24 protein-coding genes are annotated in these 22,950 nt (G+C 62.3%); 11 read left to right on the top strand and 13 right to left on the bottom strand.

Going from position 1 to position 22,950, the window contains the following annotated elements; all coding sequences use genetic code 11:
• Nucleotides 1-13: 13 nt before the first annotated feature.
• The 4 genes from paaC to HMPREF2698_RS02440 all read right to left on the bottom strand — a co-directional run bounded on the left by paaC (nt 14) and on the right by HMPREF2698_RS02440 (nt 2,778).
• The gene (gene paaC, locus HMPREF2698_RS02455) at nt 14-850 is read right to left on the bottom strand and encodes a 1,2-phenylacetyl-CoA epoxidase subunit PaaC (protein WP_070561840.1); all 837 of its coding nucleotides are present in this window, start codon (nt 848-850) and stop codon (nt 14-16) included.
• Nucleotides 847-1,134: a 1,2-phenylacetyl-CoA epoxidase subunit PaaB gene (gene paaB, locus HMPREF2698_RS02450; RefSeq protein WP_039672784.1), complete on the bottom strand. Its 288-nt coding sequence runs from the start codon at nt 1,132-1,134 to the stop codon at nt 847-849. The genes paaC and paaB overlap by 4 nt, the downstream gene beginning before the upstream one ends.
• Nucleotides 1,135-1,181: 47 nt before the next feature.
• Nucleotides 1,182-2,168, bottom strand: coding sequence for a 1,2-phenylacetyl-CoA epoxidase subunit PaaA (gene paaA / locus HMPREF2698_RS02445; RefSeq protein WP_070561838.1), 987 nt, complete (start codon nt 2,166-2,168; stop codon nt 1,182-1,184).
• Nucleotides 2,169-2,319: 151 nt separating this feature from the next.
• Complete coding sequence (locus HMPREF2698_RS02440; protein ID WP_070561836.1) at nt 2,320-2,778, bottom strand: hotdog fold thioesterase; 459 nt, start codon at nt 2,776-2,778, stop codon at nt 2,320-2,322.
• A gap of 103 nt (nt 2,779-2,881) precedes the next feature.
• Here HMPREF2698_RS02440 and HMPREF2698_RS02435 point away from each other — a divergent pair, with 103 nt between their 5' ends.
• The 5 genes from HMPREF2698_RS02435 to metS all read left to right on the top strand — a co-directional run bounded on the left by HMPREF2698_RS02435 (nt 2,882) and on the right by metS (nt 8,630).
• Nucleotides 2,882-3,511, top strand: a complete 630-nt coding sequence (locus HMPREF2698_RS02435) for a TetR/AcrR family transcriptional regulator (protein ID WP_070561834.1) — start codon at nt 2,882-2,884, stop codon at nt 3,509-3,511.
• A gap of 336 nt (nt 3,512-3,847) precedes the next feature.
• Complete coding sequence (locus HMPREF2698_RS02430) at nt 3,848-5,113, top strand: AMP-binding protein (protein ID WP_154736235.1); 1,266 nt, start codon at nt 3,848-3,850, stop codon at nt 5,111-5,113.
• Between the two features lie 106 nt (nt 5,114-5,219).
• The gene (locus tag HMPREF2698_RS02425) at nt 5,220-6,545 is read left to right on the top strand and encodes an MFS transporter (RefSeq protein ID WP_070561830.1); all 1,326 of its coding nucleotides are present in this window, start codon (nt 5,220-5,222) and stop codon (nt 6,543-6,545) included.
• A 275-nt stretch (nt 6,546-6,820) separates the two neighbouring features.
• Entirely contained in the window at nt 6,821-8,440 is a 1,620-nt protein-coding gene (locus HMPREF2698_RS02420; RefSeq protein WP_070561828.1) for a sodium-dependent transporter, read from the top strand.
• A 25-nt stretch (nt 8,441-8,465) separates the two neighbouring features.
• On the top strand, nt 8,466-8,630 hold the full coding sequence (gene metS / locus HMPREF2698_RS02415; RefSeq protein ID WP_070561826.1) for a methionine/alanine import NSS transporter subunit MetS: 165 nt from the start codon (nt 8,466-8,468) through the stop codon (nt 8,628-8,630).
• Nucleotides 8,631-8,677: 47 nt separating this feature from the next.
• On the opposite strand, the gene HMPREF2698_RS02410 is transcribed toward metS, so the two are convergent.
• A complete protein-coding gene (locus HMPREF2698_RS02410; protein ID WP_070561824.1) occupies nt 8,678-9,643 on the bottom strand; it encodes an MDR family oxidoreductase in 966 nt (321 codons plus the stop codon).
• Nucleotides 9,644-9,729: 86 nt separating this feature from the next.
• Between HMPREF2698_RS02410 and HMPREF2698_RS02405 the strand changes: the two genes are divergently transcribed.
• The gene (locus HMPREF2698_RS02405; protein ID WP_168164015.1) at nt 9,730-10,302 is read left to right on the top strand and encodes a VanZ family protein; all 573 of its coding nucleotides are present in this window, start codon (nt 9,730-9,732) and stop codon (nt 10,300-10,302) included.
• Between the two features lie 3 nt (nt 10,303-10,305).
• On the opposite strand, the gene HMPREF2698_RS02400 is transcribed toward HMPREF2698_RS02405, so the two are convergent.
• From HMPREF2698_RS02400 to HMPREF2698_RS02390, 3 genes are read right to left on the bottom strand one after another with little or no spacing between them, the layout of a single operon-like run.
• Nucleotides 10,306-11,316: an NAD(P)-binding domain-containing protein gene (locus HMPREF2698_RS02400; protein WP_070561822.1), complete on the bottom strand. Its 1,011-nt coding sequence runs from the start codon at nt 11,314-11,316 to the stop codon at nt 10,306-10,308.
• Nucleotides 11,317-11,937, bottom strand: coding sequence for a response regulator (locus HMPREF2698_RS02395; RefSeq protein WP_070561820.1), 621 nt, complete (start codon nt 11,935-11,937; stop codon nt 11,317-11,319).
• Nucleotides 11,912-13,078 carry a sensor histidine kinase gene (locus HMPREF2698_RS02390; protein ID WP_070561818.1) on the bottom strand — a complete coding sequence of 389 codons (1,167 nt, stop codon included), beginning with the start codon at nt 13,076-13,078 and terminating at the stop codon, nt 11,912-11,914. The genes HMPREF2698_RS02395 and HMPREF2698_RS02390 overlap by 26 nt, the downstream gene beginning before the upstream one ends.
• Before the next feature lie 115 nt (nt 13,079-13,193).
• Between HMPREF2698_RS02390 and HMPREF2698_RS02385 the strand changes: the two genes are divergently transcribed.
• The 3 genes from HMPREF2698_RS02385 to HMPREF2698_RS02375 are packed head-to-tail and all read left to right on the top strand — an operon-like array spanning nt 13,194 to nt 15,714.
• The gene (locus HMPREF2698_RS02385; RefSeq protein ID WP_070561816.1) at nt 13,194-14,189 is read left to right on the top strand and encodes an ABC transporter permease; all 996 of its coding nucleotides are present in this window, start codon (nt 13,194-13,196) and stop codon (nt 14,187-14,189) included.
• The gene (locus HMPREF2698_RS02380) at nt 14,189-14,836 is read left to right on the top strand and encodes an ABC transporter ATP-binding protein (protein WP_070561815.1); all 648 of its coding nucleotides are present in this window, start codon (nt 14,189-14,191) and stop codon (nt 14,834-14,836) included. The genes HMPREF2698_RS02385 and HMPREF2698_RS02380 overlap by 1 nt, the downstream gene beginning before the upstream one ends.
• Nucleotides 14,837-14,889: 53 nt before the next feature.
• Nucleotides 14,890-15,714: a YwaF family protein gene (locus HMPREF2698_RS02375; protein WP_070561813.1), complete on the top strand. Its 825-nt coding sequence runs from the start codon at nt 14,890-14,892 to the stop codon at nt 15,712-15,714.
• 161 nt (nt 15,715-15,875) lie between these two features.
• Here HMPREF2698_RS02375 and HMPREF2698_RS02370 read toward each other — a convergent pair whose 3' ends face one another.
• Together HMPREF2698_RS02370 and HMPREF2698_RS02365 are read right to left on the bottom strand one after the other, a co-directional pair.
• Nucleotides 15,876-17,489 (bottom strand): NAD(P)H-hydrate epimerase, encoded by a 1,614-nt coding sequence (locus HMPREF2698_RS02370; RefSeq protein ID WP_070561811.1) that lies wholly within the window; start codon nt 17,487-17,489, stop codon nt 15,876-15,878.
• A 10-nt stretch (nt 17,490-17,499) separates the two neighbouring features.
• On the bottom strand, nt 17,500-18,315 hold the full coding sequence (locus tag HMPREF2698_RS02365; RefSeq protein ID WP_070561809.1) for an Fpg/Nei family DNA glycosylase: 816 nt from the start codon (nt 18,313-18,315) through the stop codon (nt 17,500-17,502).
• 77 nt (nt 18,316-18,392) lie between these two features.
• Here HMPREF2698_RS02365 and HMPREF2698_RS02360 point away from each other — a divergent pair, with 77 nt between their 5' ends.
• Both HMPREF2698_RS02360 and HMPREF2698_RS02355 read left to right on the top strand, forming a co-directional pair.
• Nucleotides 18,393-19,889: a DUF1846 domain-containing protein gene (locus HMPREF2698_RS02360; RefSeq protein WP_070524200.1), complete on the top strand. Its 1,497-nt coding sequence runs from the start codon at nt 18,393-18,395 to the stop codon at nt 19,887-19,889.
• A 53-nt stretch (nt 19,890-19,942) separates the two neighbouring features.
• Nucleotides 19,943-20,872: an oxygen-dependent tRNA uridine(34) hydroxylase TrhO gene (locus tag HMPREF2698_RS02355; protein ID WP_070533722.1), complete on the top strand. Its 930-nt coding sequence runs from the start codon at nt 19,943-19,945 to the stop codon at nt 20,870-20,872.
• On the opposite strand, the gene HMPREF2698_RS02350 is transcribed toward HMPREF2698_RS02355, so the two are convergent.
• The 3 genes from HMPREF2698_RS02350 to HMPREF2698_RS02340 form a co-directional block, all read right to left on the bottom strand.
• The gene (locus tag HMPREF2698_RS02350) at nt 20,869-21,351 is read right to left on the bottom strand and encodes a hypothetical protein (RefSeq protein ID WP_070561807.1); all 483 of its coding nucleotides are present in this window, start codon (nt 21,349-21,351) and stop codon (nt 20,869-20,871) included. The two genes, HMPREF2698_RS02355 and HMPREF2698_RS02350, sit on opposite strands and share 4 nt — an antisense overlap.
• Nucleotides 21,352-21,362: 11 nt before the next feature.
• Nucleotides 21,363-22,346 carry a universal stress protein gene (locus HMPREF2698_RS02345; RefSeq protein WP_070561805.1) on the bottom strand — a complete coding sequence of 328 codons (984 nt, stop codon included), beginning with the start codon at nt 22,344-22,346 and terminating at the stop codon, nt 21,363-21,365.
• 84 nt (nt 22,347-22,430) lie between these two features.
• Nucleotides 22,431-22,910, bottom strand: coding sequence for a MarR family winged helix-turn-helix transcriptional regulator (locus HMPREF2698_RS02340; RefSeq protein WP_070524207.1), 480 nt, complete (start codon nt 22,908-22,910; stop codon nt 22,431-22,433).
• Nucleotides 22,911-22,950 lie beyond the last annotated feature (40 nt).

Here is a 22,950-nt window from a genome sequence, read left to right as displayed (position 1 = left end):
CCTTTCCTTTTCTTTACCAGGTCGCGCCGGGGTGCTGGCGCGCCAAGGACTGCATCTCTGCGAGGATGTAGCCGCGGTGCTCGGAGAAGCGTCCAGTGCGTTGCCCGGAGCGCGCCTGCTTGACGTCCGGGATGGCTAGGCCAGCCTTGTCCAGGACATAGGCGATGCGCTCATCGAACTGCGCGCGCAGGCTGGAAGGAAGAACAGCGATGCCTTCTGCCGCGAGTTTCTCGTGGAGCGGGAGGTCCTCGAAAAGCTCGTCGAGGTAGGGCCACATGTACATCAGGCCCTCCGTGATCCGGCGGTGGGATTCCTCGGTACCGAGACCAAGACGCAGAATCCACTGGTTGGCGTGGTCGATGTGGTACTCAACTTCCTTGATAGCCTTGGCCGCGATAGCTGCCAGCGTCTCATCCTTCGACTCCAGCAGGGCGGTGTAGAGCCCGTATTGGTAATAGGAAAAGAGCAGCTGGCGGGCGATGGTGTAGCCGAAGTCCCCGTTCTCCTGTTCGACGAGGCGCGCGGAGCGGAACTCCTCCTCGTTACGGAAGTAGGCCAAGTCATCCTCGGTCTTGCCCCATGCGGTACCGGCGTAGGTTAGCAGGAAGCGGGCATGCCCGATGAGATCGAGGGCGATGTTGCCCAGTGCGATGTCCTCTTCCATCTCTGGTGCTCGCGAAATCCACCAGCCCAGGCGCTGGGCCAAGATGAGGGCGTCATCGCCCAACATGAGGGCATAGCGTGCGGTGTCCTCGGGGGCGACTGCGCCGGAAGCGGCGATGTCTTCTGCGGTGATGCCGTTGCCCTGCGATTGCTTCGTCGCAGAATCGGCGGCTGCAAATCCGGTCACAGGTGCGGCACTCCTTCCGACTTGTCGTAGTAGGTGGCGTGGCGGTAGCTCTTACCCTGCGGGGATTCGAAGAATCCGCCCTTGGAGTCGGGGTCGGAGGAGGCGATGGCTTCGCTGGGCACGACCCAGACGGAGGTACCTTCGTTGCGCCGGGTGTAGAGATCGCGGGCATTGCGCAGGGCCATCGTGGCATCCGGTGCATGCAGCGAGCCGGCGTGGACGTGGGAGAGGCCGCGGGAGGAACGTACGAAGACCTCCCACATGGGCCAGTTAGAGCTAGACATGGAATTTTCCTTAAAGTGTCGAGGCTGGTTGGGCGGTGTGCTTGGGCTTAGGCGATAAGCGAGGTATCAGCCGAGTGGTGCTTCTCCGCGTAGGCCGCGGCGGCTTCGCGGACCCAGGCGCCGTCGGCATGTGCTTGGCGACGCCGCTGCATCCTCTGCACATTGCAGGGACCCTCGCCCTTGATGACGGCCTTGAATTCGGACCAGTCGAGCTCGCCGAAGTCATAGTGGCCGCGCTCCTCGTTCCACTTCAGGTCTGGGTCTTCGAAGTGCAGGCCAAGGGCCTCGGCCTGCGGAACGATCATGTCCACGAAGCGCTGGCGCAGCTCGTCGTTGGAAAAGCGCTTGATGTTCCATGCCATGGACTGCTTGGAGTTGGGGGAGTCATCGTCCGGTGGGCCGAACATCTGCAGTGCCGGCCCGTAGAAGCGGTTGATGGCTTCCTGCGCCATCTGCTTCTGCTCGGGCGTTCCGTGGGAAAGCTCGTAGAGGATCTCCCAGCCCTGGCGCTGGTGGAAGGACTCTTCCTTACAGATGCGAACCATGGCGCGGCCATAGGGTGCGTAGGAAGCACGGCAGAGCGGAACCTGGTTGCAGATGGCGGCGCCATCCACCAGCCAGCCGATGGCTCCGATGTCGGCCCACGTGCGCGCCGGGTAGTTGAAGATGGAGGAGTACTTGGCGGTGCCGTCGAGCAGCTGCTGCACCAGCTCGTCGCGCGGCGTGCCCAAGGTCTCCGCGGCGGAGTAGAGGTAGAGGCCGTGGCCGGCCTCGTCTTGCACCTTCGCCATGAGGATGGCCTTGCGCTTAAGTGACGGCGCGCGGGTAATCCAGTTGGCCTCCGGCTGCATGCCGATGATTTCGGAGTGGGCGTGCTGGGAAATCTGGCGCGTCAAGGTTTTGCGGTAGGCAGCCGGCATCCAGTCGGTGGGCTCGATGCGCGAATCTTCGGCGATGAGCTCGTCGAAGTGCTGCTGTGCTTGTGCGTCATCCGCGGCCGGGACGGCGGCGAGTGTCTTTTCTGATGGGGTCATGGGAGGAATCGTTCCCTCTCTGCTCAGTGTCGGCTCGGTGATACTTACTGACTGGTTGGTCAGTATATGGGGCAGGTGTGAGCTATGTCAACCATGTTTGTGAGCTGTGCCCTATTTTCGAATGAATCGCTGCTAGGTCTGTAGCTGGGCTTTAGGAGTTACGGTTCTGCGGCTTAGCGGGAAGAACGCGAAATGTGCCGCGGAATTCGGCGATGGGCTTTCCCTTGATGCTGAGGGTGACGTCGACGACGCCATTGCGTCCCCAGGCTTGGCGGGTTATCCCGACGCCATCAACGACGTCCCCTTCGAAGGCGGGGGCGATGTAGTGGATTGAGTTGTGCGCGGCGACGGCCAACTCGCCACCGGAGTTGCAGGCGCCGGCGAAGATGGAATCGGCGAACATGTACAGATAGCCACCTTGCGCTGTGCCATGCCCATTGCACATCTCTGGGCGGATGGTGAAGTGGCCTTCGCATTTGCCGGGGTCCAACGTGGTGATTCTCGCGCCAATTTCCGCAGTGGCTCGGTCGTCATCGAACATGGCGCGCACGTGGGTAAACTCGGGGCCTTCGGCGACGCCGGGGGCGAGGATGGGGTGTTCGGTGCTCATGGGAATTTCTCCTTGGGAAGGGTCTTCCGCAGTGCTACCGAGGGAGCAGGTAAAGGGGTGTGGTGGCTCACTAGTCTAACGGCGCGCGGGGCTCTCTGCTTGAATGGACTGCGTGAATAAAGAGAAGTCCATCGCTCAGGGCGCGGTCCGTGGCCGCCCCGGCTACTCCCGTGAAGATGTCATTCGTGCAGCTGTCCGCGCCTTTACTGCCCGCGGTTACGACGCCACGTCGATGGATAACGTGGCGAGTGAATTGGGGATCTCCAAGTCCGCGCTCTATCACCACATTTCTTCGAAGGAAGAGATCCTGGAGCTCACGGTGGTCCAGGCGCTGAAACGGTTGGAAGCGGTTGCGGAGGAGATGGCGGCGGCCGATCTCTCGGCGGGGGAGAAGGTACGTGGGCTGCTGCGTGGCTCGATTGAGGTGCTGTGCTCTGACCCGAAGTCCGTTGCGCTCTTGCTCCGGTTGCGGGGTAACTCCGAGGTGGAGCGCTCCGCGCTTGAGCGCCGTCGGGTGTTGACGCGTTCTGTGATTCCGCTGGTGGAGGAAGCCCAGGAGGAGGGTGCTATCCGCTCCGACATTGAAGCCCCGCTGTTGACGCGCATGATTTTTGGAATGATCAACTCGACGTCCGATTGGTACGAGCCGGAAGGGCGAATCGATGCCGAGGAGCTGGCCAACACGTTTGAAAGTGTTGTTTTCAGCGGCCTAGCGCCGCACGCAATGAAGTAGCTCCGAACCTGCGTTTCGCCCCGGCGTTGTCGCTCAATTCGGGGGTGGGGGCTTCTTTTGCGTGTGAAACCGCCGTGGCCTGCATAGATGTGCCGTGGTTCAAAAACTTGGTGTAAATGTGTTGTCTATCACCGCTGTGGTCTGTAGTGTACGTCACAAGACTTACCTAACCGAACGGTAAGTAAGTATCGCACGTGTTGTGCGTTGTCCCAGCTAACCAACTTCTTGCAGCACTTTCGAGGGAGCTTAAAGGGTGTGGTTCCCCTCTCCTCGAAATGAAAGGCAAATGACGTGACCGCAACGTTTGACATTTTCTCCGACCACCACGGCCCCCAGATGGGTATTGAGTACGCTTCCCGAGATGAAATCATCGCGCTGCAGACCGCACGCGCGAAGAATGAGCTGCGCCACGCGTACTACAACGTCCCGCACTACCGCCGCGCGTTTGATGAGAAGGGTGTTCACCCGGATGACTTCAAGGAGCTGTCGGACTTTGCGCAGTTCCCGTTCACGGATAAAGAAACTCTCCGTGCGGAATACCCCTTCGGAATGTTTGCCGTAGGCCAGAACCAGATTTCGCGCATTCACGCTTCTTCCGGTACCACCGGACGCCCGACTGTCGTGGGCTATACCGAAAACGACGTGCGCATTTGGGCGGAGCTCGTAGCTCGTTCGCTGCGCGCAGGTGGCCTGCGAAAGAGCGATAAGGTGCAGATTACGTTCGGCTATGGTCTTTTTACTGGCGGCCTGGGTGCCCACTATGGCGTTGAAGCCTTGGGTGCTACGGCAATTCCTACCTCCGGTGGCCAGACGGAGCGTCAGATTCAGATCATGCAGGACTTCCAGCCGGACGCGATTCTGGGCACCCCGTCCTACGTGCTCAACCTCCTTGACCGCATGCGTAAGGAAGGCCTGGACCCGCGCGAATCCTCCCTGCGCGCCGGCGTCTTTGGCGCTGAGCCCTGGAGCGAGGGAATGCGTCGCGAGCTCGAGGAAGGCTTCGGTATCACGGCCACCGATATCTACGGCCTCTCCGAGGTGATGGGCCCTGGCGTGGCTCAGGAGTGTGTTGAGACCAAGGACGGACTGACCGTTTGGGAAGACCACTTCTATCCAGAGATTATCGATCCTGACACCCTTCAGCCGGTGCCGGACGGCGAGTACGGCGAGTTGGTCATCTCCTCCCTGACGAAGGAGGCCTTCCCGATCATCCGCTACCGCACCCACGACATCACCCGCTTGCTCCCGGGCACTGCGCGTTCGATGCGTCGAATCGACCGCATTTCCGCTCGTAACGATGACATGATCATCCTGCGCGGCGTGAACTGCTTCCCGTCACAGTTCGAAGAGATTATCACCGAGGACCGCGTGCTGCGCCCGCGCTACCAGTGTGTGCTGAGCAAGCGTGGCCGCATGGACCACCTCACCCTAGTGGTTGAGCACTCCTCGGAGGCAACCCCTGATCAGGTCGACGCTTCTGCCCAGTGGCTGAAGAAACAGATCAAGGAGCGCATCGGCATCACCGTAGGTGTGGAAATCACTGACCATGTCGATTGCGGTGAGGGCAAGGCAAAGAGGATCGTCGACAACCGCGATAAGTAGTCCGTTCTCGGCCCTTCCGGCGCGTCTTAGCTCAGTATTTGTCCCTTTTTCACTGGCTTAACTGTATCCACCGTGCTTCTGCACCCATAGAGAAAAGAATCCCACTATGTCTGCACCAGTCACCCAACAGCCTGCCCAAGGGCCGGGAATCACAACAGAGCACAAGCGTGTGCTCGCCGGCTCGATGGTCGGCACCACCATTGAGTGGTTCGACTTCTTCATTTACGCCCAGGCCGCCGGCCTGATCTTTGCCACCCAGTACTTCGATCCGGTCTCCAATGAAAGCGCCTCGCTCGCGCAGATCATCTCCTGGGCGTCGCTGGGCATCTCCTTCCTCTTCCGCCCACTCGGTGCAATTCTGGCCGGCCACTTGGGTGACAGGCTTGGCCGCAAGCCGGTGCTTGTGGTCACGTTGGTTGGCATGGGTCTGGCCACGATGTTGATGGGTGTGCTGCCGACCTATGCATCCATCGGCATGGCGGCGCCCATTTTGTTGGTGGTCCTGCGCATCCTTCAAGGCCTTTCTGCAGGCGGTGAATGGGGCGGCGCAGCGATGCTGTCGGTGGAACACGCACCGCAAGGAAAGCGAGGACTGTTTGGCGCTTTCCCGCAGGTGGGCGTGCCTCTTGGTATGTTCCTTGCCACCATTTTCATGCTGGTCCTCTCCACTGTCCTGACCCCAGAGCAGTTCGTTGCATGGGGTTGGCGCATTCCATTTCTGTCTTCTGTGGTGCTCATTGTCCTCGGCTACCTCATTCGCCGAGCAGTAGAAGAGTCCCCGGCTTTCGCGGAAATGGAAGAGCTGAAGGAAAAGTCCTCCGCACCGCTGGCAGTCCTGTTCAAGGGGCACTTGGGAACCGTGATCAAGTGCGCGCTCATCTTTGCCGCTAACAACGCTATCGGCTACTTCGTCATCGCCTACTTCACTGCTTATGGCACGAAGGTCGTGGGCTATACGCGCCCGCAAGCCCTAGCCGTTGCCCTTATCGCGTCTGTCGGTTGGTTCTTCGGAACGCTGTACTTTGGCCACCTGTCTGACAAGATTGGGCGCCGTACGACATTCATTGGTGGTTACATCGTCTTGGCGCTCTACATCACCCCGGTATTCCTTGCGGTCGATTCCGGCAATGTCATGCTTTTCGGCGCGGCCGTGTTCCTCCTTGGCGTCATCTTGGGCGCGAGCTATGGCCCGCAATCGGCGATGTACGCGGAGATGTTCCCGGTGAAGGTGCGCCTGTCAGGCGTGTCCATCGGCTATGCCTTCGGCTCCATTATCGGTGGTGCTTTCGCCCCGATGATCGCGGAGATGCTTTACACGAAGTTTGAGACCTCCATGGCTATCGCGGCTTATGGCGTCGCGATTTCGATTGTCTCCCTCATCGGTGTGCTCGCCGTTCCCAAGGGGATTCAAGACCGCGATCTGCACGTATAGTCGCGCGGCTTCTTCCCCCGTTACCCTTCATCGCTTAGCTTCCTCCCGGACCCCATCGTTTCGGGCAGGGGATAGGCGTTGAGGGGTTTGTCGGTTTTGGGCTCCTGACCATGGGGTTGGGGTGGGCTAGATGCCAAGAAATAAAAACTCAAAACGGTACCTATAGGTTGGCAGGTAGGCTAAGATTCTCGCTAATACTCGTCGTACGCGGCCCGTATAAACAATTCCTGCGGTCTTGCTCGTGCGCGATATTTGCTCAAGAAGAAAGTTCTCTCATGACCACATCAACCCCGCACAAGACTCGCTCAACGCGCGATACCTTCAATACGCGCTTCGTCTTCCTTATGGCTGCTATCGGCTCAGCCGTCGGCCTGGGTAACATCTGGCGCTTCCCGTATGTTGCCTATGACAACGGTGGCGGTGCCTTCCTCATCCCGTACATGGTTGCCCTGCTCACCGCCGGTATTCCCATCCTGTGGTTCGACCTGGCTATTGGTCACCGTTTCCGTGGTTCTGCGCCGCTGGCCTTCCGTCGCATCAGCAGCCGCTGGGAGGGAATCGGCTGGTTCAAGGTCGGCGTGAACTTCTTCATCGCCATCTACTACGCCGCCATCATTGCCTGGGCGGCGCTCTACACCGTTAAGTCCGTGACCCAGGCATGGGGCGATGATCCTGCGGAGTACTTCATGGGTGACTTCCTCCAAGCAGAGCCGGAGGCGACCTACTCAGGGCACATCGTCCCGTCCATCCTTGGCGTCATGATCCTCGTGTGGATCGTCTGCATCGCCACGCTGGCCACGAGCATCAATGAGGGTATCGGCAAGCTGACGTCCATCTTCCTGCCTGTCCTGGCCGTCATGTTCATCATCCTGGTCATCCGTGCCTTCTTCCTCGACGGCGCCGCCGAGGGCCTCAACGCCTTCTTCACCCCAGATTGGTCCGTGCTGAGCAACCCGTCGGTGTGGATCGCCGCCTACGGTCAGATCTTCTTCTCCCTGTCCATTGGCTTCGGCATCATGATTACCTACGCCTCCTACCTCAAGCCGCGCACCAACCTCACCAACACCGGCCTGGTTACGGCCTTTGCTAACTCTTCCTTCGAGGTGCTGGCCGGCATCGGCGTCTTCGCCACCCTGGGCTACATGGCCGCCCAGCAGGGCGTGGCGGTGGATGAGGTGGCATCCTCCGGCATCGGCCTGGCCTTCATCGCTTTCCCGACGATCATCAACCTCATGCCGCTCGGCGGACTGTTCGGGGTCCTCTTCTTCGGCTCTCTCTTCCTGGCCGGCGTGACCTCGCTGATTTCCATCATGGAAGTCGTCGTCTCCGCCGTGGCAGATAAGTTCAACATCTCTCGCCGCGTTTCCGCCATCACCGTAGGCGGCACCATGGCTGTGGTGTCGTGTGTTCTTTTCTCCACGTCCTCGGGCCTGGTCACGCTGGACATCATGGATAAGTTCACCAACAACCTGGGCATCGTCTTCGGCTCTATTTGTGCCCTGGTGGTCGTCGGCTGGGTCACCGGCCGCCGCCGCGAGATTCAGCAGCACCTCAATGCTGTATCGCAGTTCAAGGTCGGTGGCTTCTGGCAGTTCCTGACCTTCATCGCCACCCCGCTGCTGCTGGTCTACTTCCTGGTCAACGAAATCCTCACCATTGCCCGCGAGGGCTATGAAGGCTACTCCTCCACCCAGATTGGCCTCTTTGGCTGGGCGGTGTTGGGCATCATCTTGCTCGCCAGTTTCCTCATGCCGCTGGTGGCCTTCCGCGGGAACAAGTACCTGGATGGCATGGAGACCTCGGACTACGGCGTCCCCGTAGGTGGGCGCCCAGCCGGCACCCCGAACCCGCTTGCCACGGCTAACACCGCTACACAAACCGCGGATGACAAGTAACGAGTATTAGGAAAGGTCAACGACAATGATTACAAGCGCAATCCTGCTCTTCATCCTCTTCGTCGTCGTCATCTGGGGCGGACTGGTGATCTCCTCTGTTTGGCTGGCCCGCAGCGACGATGACACCACGGGCGAGCTGGGCAATGCCCCCGGCACAGACGACGAATCCCTCTCCCACCGCGTGCATTAAACAACCGCGTGCACTAAACAGCGGGACGCGGTGCGCTCTGCGCCGGCCTAAATCTCAACCACCGTGCGCCCGTGCCGCGAGCCGGCGCGCAGCTCGGTGGCTGCGGTGGCGACGTCGGAAAGCGGCACCGTTTCCGTGATCGAGTTCAGCATGTTGAGGTCGAGGTGTTCGTCGAGAAGCTGCCAAGCAGCCTCGCGCACCGCGCGGGGCGCGTCGACCGAATTGCCGCCGGCCAGGACGATGCCGCGCAAGATGAACGGCAGCACCGAAGCGGGAAGATCCGGGCCGGCCGCCATACCGGTGGCCGCAACCACACCACCCCAGCGCACCTGTGCCAGCACGTTGGCCAGGACGGTGGAGCCGGCGGTGTCAATGGCGCCGTCGTACAGCGCCTTCTGCAGCGGGCGGCCGGTCTCCGACAACGCCGCGCGATCCAGAACGTGATCCGCGCCGAGTGCGGTGAGATATTCAGACTGGGAATCCACGCGGCCGGTCACGGCGGTGACCTCGTAGCCAGCGGACTTGAGCAGCTGGACCGCGACTGAGCCCACGCCGCCAGTGGCGCCGGTAACCAAGATATGGCCCTGCGTGGTGCCGTGCGCGCGCAGCTGGTTCACGCAGATAGCGGCGGTGTAGCCGGCCGTGCCGATCGCGGCGGCATCGTGCGCGCTGAAGCGCTGGGGCACGGGGATGGTGGCCTCTGCATTGACGCGCTGGCGTGTGGTGTAGCCGCCGTGGCGGAATTCGCCCAAGCCATCGCCGCAGGCGACGACCAGCTGGCCGGGGCTCAAGCGAGAATCGGAAGTCTCCGCCACAGTGCCCACCACATCGATACCGGGAACGAGGGGATCGATGCGCATGACGCCCTTATTGCCCTCCAGGGCCATAGCGTCCTTGTAATTGAGGGAAGAAAATTGCACATCTACAACCGTGTCACCTTCCCCGAGCAGGGGCTGCTCCTGGAAGGAATGGGCTACTCCGGACTCCGTGCGAGTGACAATGAGTGTGCTCATGGGCACTATCGTACAGAGGATGTGAAGCAGCGTTTTCTGGCCAATGCTTCAGCCAGCGTCCAGAGAACATCGTTAGGGTGAAGCGCATGACTGGGATTAAAGCTCAACACCCGCGCAATAGGCTGCGGCCCGCGCCGGATCCGTATCGGCACCTGCTTCGTGATTCCTTCCTAGTCGCGGCCCTGTCCTTGGTGGTCGTGATGCTGGCGACGGTGGGCAAGCCATTCATGGACATCCCAGGCGTGGTTGACGGCTCCGCGCATGCCGTGCGCCAGGTGAACACCCAGCTCTTAGGCGGTTTTGAGAACTCTTCCGTGTGGTACGGCGGGTGGACCGACCTCGTGGGAAATATCGCTCTCTTCATGCCGCTGGGCGCGGCGCTCTACGTAGCGGGACGCAACCTGTCGGGTATTAAATGGGGCCTGGGCGGGGCGATGCTCATCGGCCTGATGGTCAGCCTGTGCATAGAAAGCGCCCAGTATATCTTTGCCCTGGGCTTTAGCGATGTCGATGACCTTCTATACAACACCGTGGGTTCTGTTCTCGGCGCCGTACTCATGGCGCGCTTGGGGCGCGAAGGGCAGACAAAGATTCTGCGGCGCCTGGGATTCCTCCTTGCGCTGGCAGCGGTGGTGCTCCTCGCCATGGTGGCGTTGTAGCGCCTAGTGGGTAGAGCGAACGAGCTTGGCGACGTCCCCCGTCACCCGCCGCGCATAGGGTGAGACACCAGTAATCGTGGCCGAGCCCGGGCCCGTCCACGAGCCATAGCCCACGGGGAAGAAACCTTCCACCGTGGGCTTTCCTTCTGCCAAAAGCCCGGGGAAGGGGCGCAGTGCTGGGCGGAAGCCGGTGGCCCAGATGAGATCGCTAAAGCCCTCGCGGTTGAGCTCCTCGAGTGAGGAGAACATGCCGGTGGCGTTCAGAATCCCACTATCGCGGGCTTTGAGCACAGGCGGGACCATGACGATATCCCCCAGCTCTGTTTCGGAGCCCGGGTCCGGCTCGCCGCGTAGCTTGGCCAGCATGCGCTGGCGGTTGCGGCTAAAGAGCACGCGCCCGTCCACATCATCCGGCATCCAGCGCGGAGGGTGCGCGGTAAACCACGTGGTGTCCACGCCGGCGAGGGCGAGCTCGGCGGCAATCTGCGCGCCGGAATTACCAGCACCGACAACGGCCACAGGATTGTTGTGGCCGCGCTCTAAGAAAGGACCGCACCCCGGGTAGCTCGCCGTGTGCCATTGGCGCCCCTGGAATTCACCGGGGTAGAAGGGGATGAACGGCGCGGACCAGGTGCCCGTCGCGGCCACGACGGTGCGGGCACGGAACTCACCGTGGGTGGTGAGGAGGCGGAAGCGGGAGGCGTCATCAAGCACGCGCTCCACCGCCACCCCGTGCCGGACCGGCAGGTCATAGCGCTGCTCATAACGGGTGAGGTAATCCACCACGTGGGATGCCGGCGGGAAACCCGGGTAGGCGGGCATGGGCCAGCCGGGCAGGGTGGAGGACTGGGCATCGCTAAAAAGAGTGAGTGAATCCCACACGTGCTGCCAAGCTCCGCCGGGGGAGGAGTTGGCGTCGAGGATGAGGAAGTCGAGCTTCTGGCGGCGCAGGTAATAGCCGGTAGCCAGGCCGGATTGGCCGCCACCCACCACGATGCAATCGTAGGTATGCATCTATTGGATGAGCTTTCGCTCGCGGGCGGCGGAGACGGCTGCGGTGCGGGTTTCCACGCCGAGCTTCTGATAGACGTGGATGAGGTGGGTCTTGACCGTGGCCTCGGAGATGAAAAGCCGCTGGGCAATCTGCTTGTTGGAGGCTCCCGTGGCCAGCGCTTGCAGGATCTCCAGCTCGCGGGGAGACAGCGCGGTTTCCGGCTGCGCCAAGCGCTCCGCCAGGAGGTTCGTGACTTCAGGCGCCAAGGTCCGCTTGCCCGCGGCGGTGTCGAGCACCGCGGTGTGCAGGGTGTCCTCGGGGGCGTCCTTGAGCAGGTAGCCCAACGCGCCCGCCTCCACGGCGGCCAGGATATCCGCCTGCGTGTCATAGGTGGTCAGGATGAGTACCGGAGGTCCATCGAGCTCGCGCACGCGCCGGGTGGCGGCGATGCCGTCAACATCCGGCATCTGAATATCGCAGACGACCACGTCAATGTGGGGAGCATCAGCATCCGCCAGCTTTTCGACGGCCGAGCCATCGGAGCCTTCCAACACCACCTCGATATCGGGGAAAGCGTTTAGAATCGCGCGCAGCCCGGCGCGGACCACGGGGTGATCATCGATGAGCATCACGTTGACCATTGCTGCTGCCTCCTGTTGGGATTCGCACCGCGAGCGCGGTGCCGGCGGGTGAAGATTCTACCTGGACGGTGCCGCCAACGCTGCGAACACGCTGCTCCAGGCCGGTGAGCCCGAAGCCGCGCGGACTGTCGATGCCGCGGCCGTTATCGACGACATCGAGGATGATTCCATCCTCGAAAGAGCCGAGGGTGACCACGGCTTGGTCGGCGTCGGCGTGTTTCATGACATTGGTCAGCCCTTCGCGCGCGGCGCGCAGGATGACGTGGGAAAACTCGGTGGGAACCTCGGCGCTTCCGGTGAGTTTGAGCCCGAAGCGAGTACGCAGCCCGAGCCCTTTGGCCTGGGCTTGGAGCTCATCCACGAGTGTGCGCAGTTCCTTATCGATGGAGGAGGCAGGGGCCGCGAGCTCCTTGACGAAGCGCCGGGCCTCAGCAAGGTTGTCCTGGGCTACCTTCTCAATGAGTGCGAGCTGTTCGGTGACGTCCTGCTGCGTGGAGGTGTTCTTGGCGGCGCGGCTGAGCAGGACGATGGAGGACAGCCCCTGCGCCACGGTGTCGTGGATCTCGCGGGAGAGCCGCTCCCGCTCCTCGAGGCGTCCGGCTTGGTGCTCGCTGGCGGCGAGCTCTTCTTGGGTCTCACGCAGCTGCTTGGCGACGGCCTCGTGGTGCGCCGCCTCCGCCTGAACCCGGCGGGCGGCGTGGTAGACGGCCACGGCGAAACAGGTGCCAATGAAGGGCCCGATGGCCGCGGCCGCGGTCCAGAATTGCGGGTGGATCCACGCGGGGACGAAGGCGGCCACGGCCCACAGGACCACGCTGGCGAGAATGCCCGGCCAGAAGGGCAGTGCATGGATGAAGACGAAGACCAGCGGGAACTCGAGCCACATGAAGTCTTGGGCGTGCACCATGAGGCCGATCCACAACAAGCACAAAGCGGCGAGCCACAGCGTGGTGGGGACGGGGCGGGTAATGGTGCGGGAACCGAAGATGACGAAACACGTGTAGACCACTGCGAGTGCGATGGAGAGGCCGAGGACGCGGGCATCGAGGCGCTCATCTGCCCAGGCGCGGAGCACTCCGAACACGAGGAGGAAGCCGAACATGGCATGCAGGCCTACGGTCCACAGTTTGTTGCTCATCATCACGAGGCACCAGCCTATCGCCTAGGTGGGGGAGCGCGAATCAACCAACCGGTTGAGTAGAGGTTCAACTGGCTACCCGATTACTTTCAGCGCCCGCACACGCAGGATAAATAGTATGTTCCTGGCATTGAGAGAGATAGTCACCGCCCGCGGTCGGTTCTTCCTGATCGGCGGCGTCGTGGCTCTAATTACGTTGTTGCTCGTTATGTTGTCCGGCCTGACCCAAGGCCTGTCCAAGCAAAATACCTCCGCACTTGAGGCACTCGGGGAGCAGAATCCTTATGTGACCTTCTCGACGGAAGATCCCTCCTTCACCGAGTCGGAGATATTCGCCGAGGATGTCCCCGCTTCTGGTATTCCGCTGGGCACCTCCCAAACCAAGCTGGAAGGCCACGGCGGCGTGGCGGTTATCGGCCTGCCCGCCGGCACCCAGATCCCCGGCTCCAGCACCGTGATTCCGGAAGAAGGCATGGTCTTGAGCCGATCCATCGATGAAGACATGAATGCGCCCTCCCGGGGCACTCTCGGCGGCGTGGACTTGGGCGTGAATGCAGTGGTTGAGGATGAGTACTACTCGCACTCCCCGGTGGTGTGGGTCTCCACCGAAACTTGGCAGAAGGTCTCCCATTCCCCCGAGGACATGGTGGGCGTGGCCGTGCTTTCCCAGGAGCCGACCGACACCTCCGTGTCCATGGGCAAGGCCCTGTCCGGCCTGCCGGCTTATAGCTCGGAGCGCGGTTCCCTGCTGACCATGCAAGCCTTCCTCTACGGTATCTCCGCGCTGGTCACCATCGCCTTCCTGAGCATCTGGACCATTCAGCGCACCCGTGACCTGTCCATCCTGCGTGCCCTTGGCGCCAGCGTGAAGTACCTGCTCAAGGATGCTATCGCTCAGGCAGCCATCATCTTGGCGATTGGCGTTGGGGTGGGCGCGCTCGTCGGCTGGCTGCTGGGCCTTGCCGCCCAAGGTGCTGTGCCCTTCGAGGTCTCCGCCATGACCGTCATCGTCCCCGCGCTCGGCATCTGGCTGCTCGGCATCGCCGGTGCCTTCCTGGCCACCCGCCGCGTTTCCAAGATCAACCCGCTCGACGCCCTAGGAGGCAACGCCTAATGACTACCACCGTTACTCCCGCCCTGTCACTGCGCGACATCGTGGTGACCTACCCCGACGGCCAGTCCCGCACAACTGCACTCGACGGCGTGAGCCTAGACGTTAAGCCCGGCGGGCTCACCGCCGTGATCGGCGAATCCGGTTCCGGTAAATCCACCCTGCTCTCCGTGGCCGCTGGACTTATCGAGCCGGACTCCGGATCCGTTGAGATGCACGGCACCCGCGGGCTCATCTTCCAGCAGGCCAACCTGTTGGCAGCCCTGACTGCGCGCGAACAGCTGCTCATCATTGACCACATGGAAGGCCGCAAGCCCCGCGGTGACCGCGCTGACGAGCTGCTCAGCTTCGTGGGCTTGGAAGGCTTTGGCAACCGCCGCATGAACCAGCTCTCCGGTGGCCAGCGCCAGCGCGTCAACATTGCCCGCGCGCTCATGGGCCAGCCTTCCGTGCTGCTTGCCGACGAACCCACCTCTGCCCTCGACTCCAAGCTCTCCCGCGAGATTGCCAAGCTCCTGCGCGGTGTCACCGATGACTTCGACACCGCCACACTGTTCATCACACACGACCGCAGCCTGCTGGACTATGCCGATACCGTGGTCGAGGTCAAGGATGGAAAGCTCTCCGAATATTCCGAGCTAGCCGCGTAGGAACCCGCTCATCTCTCACATGTTCATACAAAGGGGTAAATTAATACCCCGTTATGATTCGACCCCGCAAACCCCGAGTAAGCCCGACTGACTACCCGCGCATGCAGCAGTGGACCGCGCTGCATGCGCTCATGTTGAGCATCACCGTGGTGGCCTGCGGGGTCTTTATCGTCGCCGCCCGCAGAATCAAGGGAACCTCCCGCGAGACCTTCATCCGCCGGATGGTGGGCTGGGCCTTGCTGGTGGCGGGCACTGCGTGGACGGTTATCTCCCTGGACCCGAAGCAATTCGATATCCGCGAGTCTTTGCCTTTGCACCTGTGCGATGTGCTGCGCCCCATCTTGGCGCTGGGGCTCATTACCGGCAACGAACATGCCCTGACCTTGACCTACTTCTGGGGCATCATCCTCAACCCGCAGGCCATCATCACCCCGGATGTCATCTACTACTTCTCCCCGCGCTGGCTGCGGTTCGGTACATATTGGTTCTTCCACATCGTGGCCCTCGCTGTGCCGCTAGCGCTGACCTTTGGCTTGGGTTACCGGCCGACGTGGAAGGGTTATCGCTTCGCCGTGAAGGTCACACCTGTGTGGATGGCTACCGCCATGGCGGTCAATGCGAAGACCGACGGCAACTACGGCTTCCTCAACCACGCGCCGGGAAGTCCCTCCATCATCAACCTGCTGGGAGCCTGGCCCGGCTACATCGCGGCAGAGACTCTTGCCGTCGCAGCAGCATGGGCCGGGATGACGTGGCCGTGGGAGAACACCTCGCTGCGCCGCGGCACGGTGGTGGTGGGGCCACGCGGGCTCATGCGCAAGTCCGTCGGTACCGCGTCCGGGATCCTGCGCCGCGCCACGGTACGTTTTCGTAAATAGTGGCCCGCGAACCGCGGAATTTTAGGGCTTGGTTGCGAAAACGTACCCACACGGTGGTGGCTAGGTACGGATCGATCAAATAAGGCCCCAGATCTTCGAATTTCTGGGGTGCTATTTGATCGAAACGTACTTAGCGGCGGAGCTAATGCCGGGCCACGGAGCTAGCGCTCGGCATTGAGGAGCCGGGCAATGGCCCGCGGGATGGCTGCCGCGATCTGGGAGGCCGAACAGGGCGCGAAGCCCTCGGGGGTCTCGGCCGCGATGGCCGCCGCATGCGCGTGGATGGCGCCGGCGTGGAGGACCTCGGTGATGATCTTGCTCGAGGACTCGGTAGAGGAAGCGGCGGGAGCGTTGGCGAAGTGCTGGGCCATCACCGCGCCGAGGATGCCGGAAAGCACGTCCCCGGAGCCCGGGGTCGCGGCAAAAGAGTGACCGGCGTTGAAGGAATAGATCGGCTGGCCCGGAGCGGTAACGCGGGTCAAGCGGCCTTTGAGCAGGATGATGCTGTCCAGCTCCTCGGCTAGCTCGTGGAGGGCAGCGCCCCACCCAGCAGACGCATCGGGAGCAGAGCCGAAGGTGGCCTCATAGAGGCGGATGAACTCGCCTTCATGCGGGGTGAGGATGCTCATCGGGTGCTCGGTAACTTTCTGGCGCAGGGAGGTGTTGCGCGCCAAAAGTGTCAGGGCGTCGGCATCGAGAATGGTGGGCAGGCCCTGCGCTAGCACCTTTCGCAGTTCGGTGGCCGCCGCTGCATCGGTACCGCGGCCGGGGCCCACGACCCAGGCCTGGGCCTGACCGGCGGAGGACGCATCGGGATGGCAGACCAGCTCCGGAAGCAGGGAGGTAATCGAGTTATCGCCGATGAAGCGCACCATCGAGGGCGTGGCGCGCACCGCCGCGGTGGCGCAGAGGATTCCCGCGCCCGGGTACGTGTTGCTGCCGGCGGCCAGGGCAACGACGCCGCCGGAGTACTTATCGGAGCGCGCGCTCGGTGTGGGATCAACGATGGGGCCAGTGCAGCCAACTGGCCAGGGGCGGGAAGCGCGCCCGCCCGGCAGATCGAGTTCGCCCGATTGCCACGCAAAGGGCGTCGGCACGGAGGGCTCGTGGGCGATGAATGCCGCTGGTTCATCGAGTTCGGCGAGGGTCTCAGCGAAAGAAGGTGCGCCGGGCAAGAAGAGATCGGAGACCACAACCTGCCCGCATTCGGCGGCCAGCGCGTGGCCGAGGCGTGGCGAGCCAAAGGTGACGGTGACGTCGGCGTGGACGGCATCCGCGGCGCACACTCCCGTGTCGGGATCGACGCCGGTAGGAATATCGACGGCTAAGACAGCAGCCCCGGCAGCGGTGGCTTCGCGGTAGAGCGAAAGCGCGGTGCCGGTTAAACCCCGTGCGGATCCGAGGCCGGCGATTGCGTCGATAAGCAGCGCGCTTCCTAAGGGCGCGCTGCCGTTAGGCAGCGCGTCGGAAGGAAGGACCGTGCCACCGGCGGCACGGAACGCGGCGAGGGCCTCCTCGTGGCAGCGGTCCGGCACCAGAGCGTGGACCGTAACCCCGCGTGAGGCCAGCTCCGCCCCGGCAAAAAGCCCGTCCCCGCCGTTGCCGCCGGAACCAGCGAGTATGAGCACCGCGCCGGGGCGAGCCTCCAGCATCACTGAAGCAGCGTCTGCCACCGCCGCGGCGGCCAGCTTCATGAGCTGATCCTCATGAGATTGCTGTTCCAGCAGGTGCTTTTCAGCGGCACGGACAGTGGCAACGGTATAAGCGGGGCGCATAACCCACACCCTAGCGCGCGGGTTGGCAGGTAGGGCACCAAAAGAGGTTGCGGCCCTGCATGACCTGCTCCCGGATCTCGGTGCCGCACACATGGCACGGCAGCCCGGCGCGGCGGTAGACGTAGACCTCGCCGCCGTGGTCATCCTTGCGCGGCTCGCGGCCCATGGCCTCCGGTGTGTGCGCGGGACGGACCGTGTCGATGCGGCCGTGCTCGACGCCATAGTCCATGAGCTCCACCAGGTCCGACCAGATGGCATCGAACTCCGCGTGGTCGAGCTGCGTGCCCGGGATGAAGGGGGAGAGCCCTTGGCGGAACAGCACCTCCGCGCGGTAGATATTGCCCACACCAGCAAAGAGGCCTTGGTCCATGAGCATCGCGCCGATGCTGCGCCGCGAGGCATGCACGCGGGCCCACAGCGCATCAGAGTCGGCATCTGTGCGGAGCGGATCCTGGCCCACCTTCGCCACCTTGGCCTGGTATTCCTCCTCCGTAATGAGCGTGCAGAACTGCGGGCCGCGCAGGTTCGCGGCCATCGTTCCGTTATCGATGCGCAGCCGGATTTGCCCCCACACATCAGCGGAAGGCTCAAAGCGCAGGGACCCAATGAGCCCCAAATGGATGTAAATCACGTGGCGCGGGTTATCCGCATCGAAGTGGAGGAAGAGGTGCTTGCCAAAGGCTTCGGCGAGGGAGAGGGGTGAGGCGTCGACAAGCGCGGCCTCCGCAGCAAACCTGCCCTGGGGGCTGCTCACAGCCAGCGGCGCGCCGCGAAAGTCCGCATTGAGTGTCCGAGCAAGGCGGTGAATAACGTGTCCCTCAGGCATGTCAGGAAGTCTACGCGGGGGCAGTGCTGCTGTAGACTTTCCGGGTACTACCCGTTGAACGGAAGGGCCTAAATACTATGGGGCGCGCAATCGGTTTTGACCGTGAAAAATACATTGAGCTGCAGTCGGAGCACATCAACGCTCGACGCAAAGAAATCGGTGGGAAGCTTTACCTGGAAATGGGTGGCAAGCTTTTCGATGACATGCATGCCTCCCGCGTGCTGCCCGGTTTCACCCCGGATAACAAGATTGCGATGCTCGAGCGCATCAAAGATGACGTAGAAATCCTCGTCTGCATCAACGCCAAGGACATCGAGCGCCAAAAGATGCGCGGTGACCTGGGGATCCTCTACGAAGACGATGTGCTGCGGCTTGTCGACGTCTTCCGGGGCCGCGGCTTCCTTGTCAATAACATCGTCATGACGCAGCTCGAGGACGGCAACAGCCAGGCGGAGGCCTTCATCGAGCGCCTCGAGCGCCTGGGGCTGACGGTGGCGCGCCACCGCGTCATCCCGGGCTACCCCGCCAACATCGACCTCATCGTCTCCGAGGAGGGGTTGGGCAAGAACGACTACGTGGAGACCACCCGTGACCTCGTGGTGGTCACCGCGCCGGGGCCGGGCTCCGGTAAGTTGGCTACCGCACTATCGCAGGTCTACCACGAGAACGTGCGCGGCGTGCAGGCGGGCTACGCCAAGTTTGAGACCTTCCCCATCTGGAACCTGCCGCTCGACCACCCGGTGAACCTGGCATACGAGGCAGCCACGGTGGACCTTAACGACGCCAACGTCATCGACCACTTCCACCTCTCCGCGCACGGCGAGTCCACGGTGAACTACAACCGCGACGTCGAGGCCTTCCCGCTGCTGAAGTCCCTGCTTGAGCGCCTGACCGGCACCGTTCCCTACCAGTCCCCGACGGACATGGGCGTGAACATGGTGGGCTTCTGCATCACCGACGACGAGGTCTGCCGCGAGGCCTCCCGGCAGGAAATCATCCGCCGCTATTTCAAGACTTTGGTGGAGGAGGCCCGCAACGGCCTCGACTCCACGCAGTCCGAGCGTGCCGCCGTGGTCATGGCGAAGGCCGGCATCAAGTCCACCGACCGCCCGGTGGTGCTCCCGGCGCGTCAGAAGGCGGAGGAGACCGACGGCCCGGCGTCCGCGCTGCAGCTTCACGACGGCACCATCATCACCGGCCGCACCTCCCCACTTCTGGGCTGCTCGGCGGCCACCTTGCTCAATGCGCTCAAGCACCTGGCGGGCATCGACGATGACCTGCACCTGCTCTCGCCGGAATCCATCGAGCCGATCCAGACGCTGAAGACCAAGCATCTGGGTTCGCAGAACCCGCGCCTGCACACCGACGAGGTGCTCATCGCACTCTCTGTCTCCGCGGCCAAGGACGAGAACGCCCGCCGCGCGCTCGACGCACTGAAGGAACTCGAGGGCTGCGATGTCCACACCACCACCATCTTGGGTTCCGTGGATGAGGGCATCTTCCGCAACCTAGGTGTCCTGGTGACCTCCGATCCGGTCTTTGCCCGCAAGAGCGCGCTGTACCAGAAGCGCTAAGACTCCACCGAAAAATTGGGGATCTTGCCATTAGCAGGCCTAGACTTGCGGGCGTGACTATTGGCAAGATTCTCCTCTACTACTGCTTTACTCCCATTGAGGACCCCACCGCGATCATGCTGTGGCAGCGTAACCTCTGCGAGAAGCTCGGGCTGAAGGGCCGCATCCTCATTTCGGAGCACGGCATCAACGGCACCGTGGGCGGGGACATGGAGGCCTGCAAGCGCTACGTGCGCGAAACCCGCGAGTACCCGGGCTTCAAGAAGATGGAGTTCAAGTGGTCCGAAGGCGGTGCGGAGGATTTCCCGCGCCTCTCGGTTAAGGTGCGCGATGAGATCGTGGCCTTCGGCGCGCCGGGTGAGCTCAAGGTGGATGAGAATGGCGTCATCGGCGGCGGCGTTCACCTCAAACCCGAAGAGGTCAACAAGCTAGTAGAAGAGCGCGGCGAGGAGGTCGTCTTCTTCGACGGACGCAATGCCATGGAGGCGGAAATCGGCAAGTTTAAGAATGCCGTGGTGCCGGACGTGCGCACGACGCATGACTTCATCGCCGAAATCGAGTCCGGAAAATATGACTGGATGAAGGACAAGCCCGTGGTCTCCTACTGCACGGGCGGCATCCGTTGCGAAATCCTCTCAGCGCTGATGAAGAACAGAGGCTTCAACGAGGTCTATCAAATCGACGGCGGCATTGTGCGCTACGGCGAAAAGTACGGCAACGATGGCCTGTGGGAAGGCTCGATGTACGTCTTTGACAAGCGCATGCACCACGAGTTTGGCCAGGGCCTAGAGGATCCGGGCTTCATTCAGCTCGGCCACTGTGTGCATTGCGGGGCGGGAACCAACACGTTCCATAACTGCATCAACGAGGACACGTGCCGTAAGCAGGTGCTCATCTGCGATGACTGCATTCAGCATGTGGAAACACAGCACTGTGGGCGGCCGGATTGCGCCGAGGTGGCAGCTGCCCAGGCGCAGGGCTAGTTTTCGATAACCGGGGCGAGCAGGATCTGGATATCGTTGATGCACCAGATCATGAAGTTGCCGGCCATGACCCAGAAGATGGCCATCCAACCGCGCCAGCGCACATAGGCCTTGAGCTTGCGCACCATGATGACGGCGCAGCCGATCATGCCGATGAAAGGGATGATTAGCGTCGTCGTGGCGAACACGGTGCGCTGGGTCCTCGTGCAGAGCCAGGCGGCATACTCGGCGCGGAGGCAGTCGGTCGTGGTTCCGGCGACCTTAAAGATGCCCGCGAGGAGAAGCGCATAGAGCGCTGAGCCGATAAGGATGGCAATCATAAACCACAGAGCTTGGCGCGAGGAGCGGCGGTTGGCTTCGGCGACGGCGAGGGGATCGGGTTCGTCGGCAAGCTCGTCAAATGTGCGGGGCTCGGGGCGAGGCAGGTTCGTATAGTCCGCGTCGGACGTGAGATCGTTTTCGGGGTGCTCGGCTGCCATGGTCTGCCAGTCTAACGCGCTTCGGCGGTGTAGGTGCTGGGGCAGACCAGCACGGGCACGCCCAGATGCGGGAGCAGCTCGGTGGCGGTGCTGCCGATGAAGACGCGCTCGATGGGGCCCATGGGGTCGGAGCCTAAGCAGAGGAGGTCGCCCTTCTTCCACTTCAGCGAGTCCACCGCGCCGGACCAGCCATGGCCGCTGCCGATGGCCGTCGTGACCGAAAGCTCGGGGTAGGCATCCGCGATGAAATCGTGGGCCCGGTCCAACAACGAAAGCGAGTGCTCGCGCCAATTGGGGGCATCGGAAGGAAAGGTGGGGGAGTATTCGAGGGGGACGTCGACAAGCCCTTTGGCTGAAAACGCCAGGATTCGCAGGGGGATACCGCCGCGCTGCGCAATGCAGGCCGCGTGCATGAGAGCGGGATCATCGGCGCTGCCGAGATCGGTGAAAGCAAAGTTAATGCGGGTGATGCCGTGCTTGGACAGCTTGATGCCGCGCGGAGTCAAGCCCACCGGAAGCGGCGCATAGTGCAAAAGCGCATCGGCGGTAGAGCCGGAGAAGAAACGGCCCTTGGGTGCGGATTGGTTTGCGCCGAGGAGGATGACGCTTGCGTTGAATTCCTTGGCCGCCTCCTCCAAGAGCTGCGGGCGCGAGGGCCCTGCGATGAGAACGGAGACGTTCTTATCGAGCTGGGACTTGTCTACCCCTGCCGCGTTCAACGCCTGTTTGACGGCCCGCTCGCAGGCGGCGCGCTCCTTCTTGAACCACTTTTTATAAGAACCGGTGAGCTTGCTGAGCGACGTCACGGTGAGTGGTTGCGAAATAGTAGATACCACGCGGATCTGAACGGGCGAGGAACGCGCGATCCACGCGGCAAACTCGATAGCTTCCGTGCCGGTGGAGCTGGGGCTCCACGAAACAAGGACGCGGAGCGGAGGGACCGTGGCGTCTGGGGAGCACTGTCCTTCCGCGGGGTGTGAAGAATTCTTAGCCATTCATCAAAAGGTTCGGGGTCGTTTTATTCATTATCGGCCCTTCACGCCTTAAAATAAAAATCCGCTCTACCGGCGCTTTTTGGTCTATTTTCCTTCCATGATTGGCCGGTAGACATCGGCCAGTTTGGAGATCAGGTTAACCAGGGAGTTGGCATCCTTGATGTCGTCCGGATCGAGCCAACGCAGGATCTCTGCCAAAGCCGCCGCACGCTGGCGAGAGACGATGGTCAGCTCGGATTCACCGAGCTGGGTAAGGGCGACGAGGACACCGCGGCGGTCCTTCTCGTCGCGGTGGCGTTCCACGAAACCTTGGCGTTCCAATTGGTACAGCGCATTGGAGGCGGTAGGCATCCGGATGAGCTCTGCCTGGGCGATGGTGCTCACGCGCGAAGGGCCGCGCATGCGCAGCTGGTTCATGATGGAGACCTGCGACGTGGTGAGGGATGTGCCCTCTGTCGTGCGCTGGAAAATGAGCATGAGTTTGTTGAGCGCGGGCTGGATCTGGCGGGCGACTTCCAGGGCATCCTCGTAAGGGATGGGGGATTCGATAGTTTCTTCACTCATGGAAAATAAGTGTAGCTAGTAATTTCGCGGAGCGGTAGTT

The organism is Corynebacterium sp. HMSC072A02, from assembly GCF_001810085.1.
GTDB lineage: Bacteria > Actinomycetota > Actinomycetes > Mycobacteriales > Mycobacteriaceae > Corynebacterium > Corynebacterium hesseae.
The sequence above is the reverse complement of the archived record's forward strand: the minus strand, read 5'-3'. Positions and strand labels throughout refer to the sequence as shown.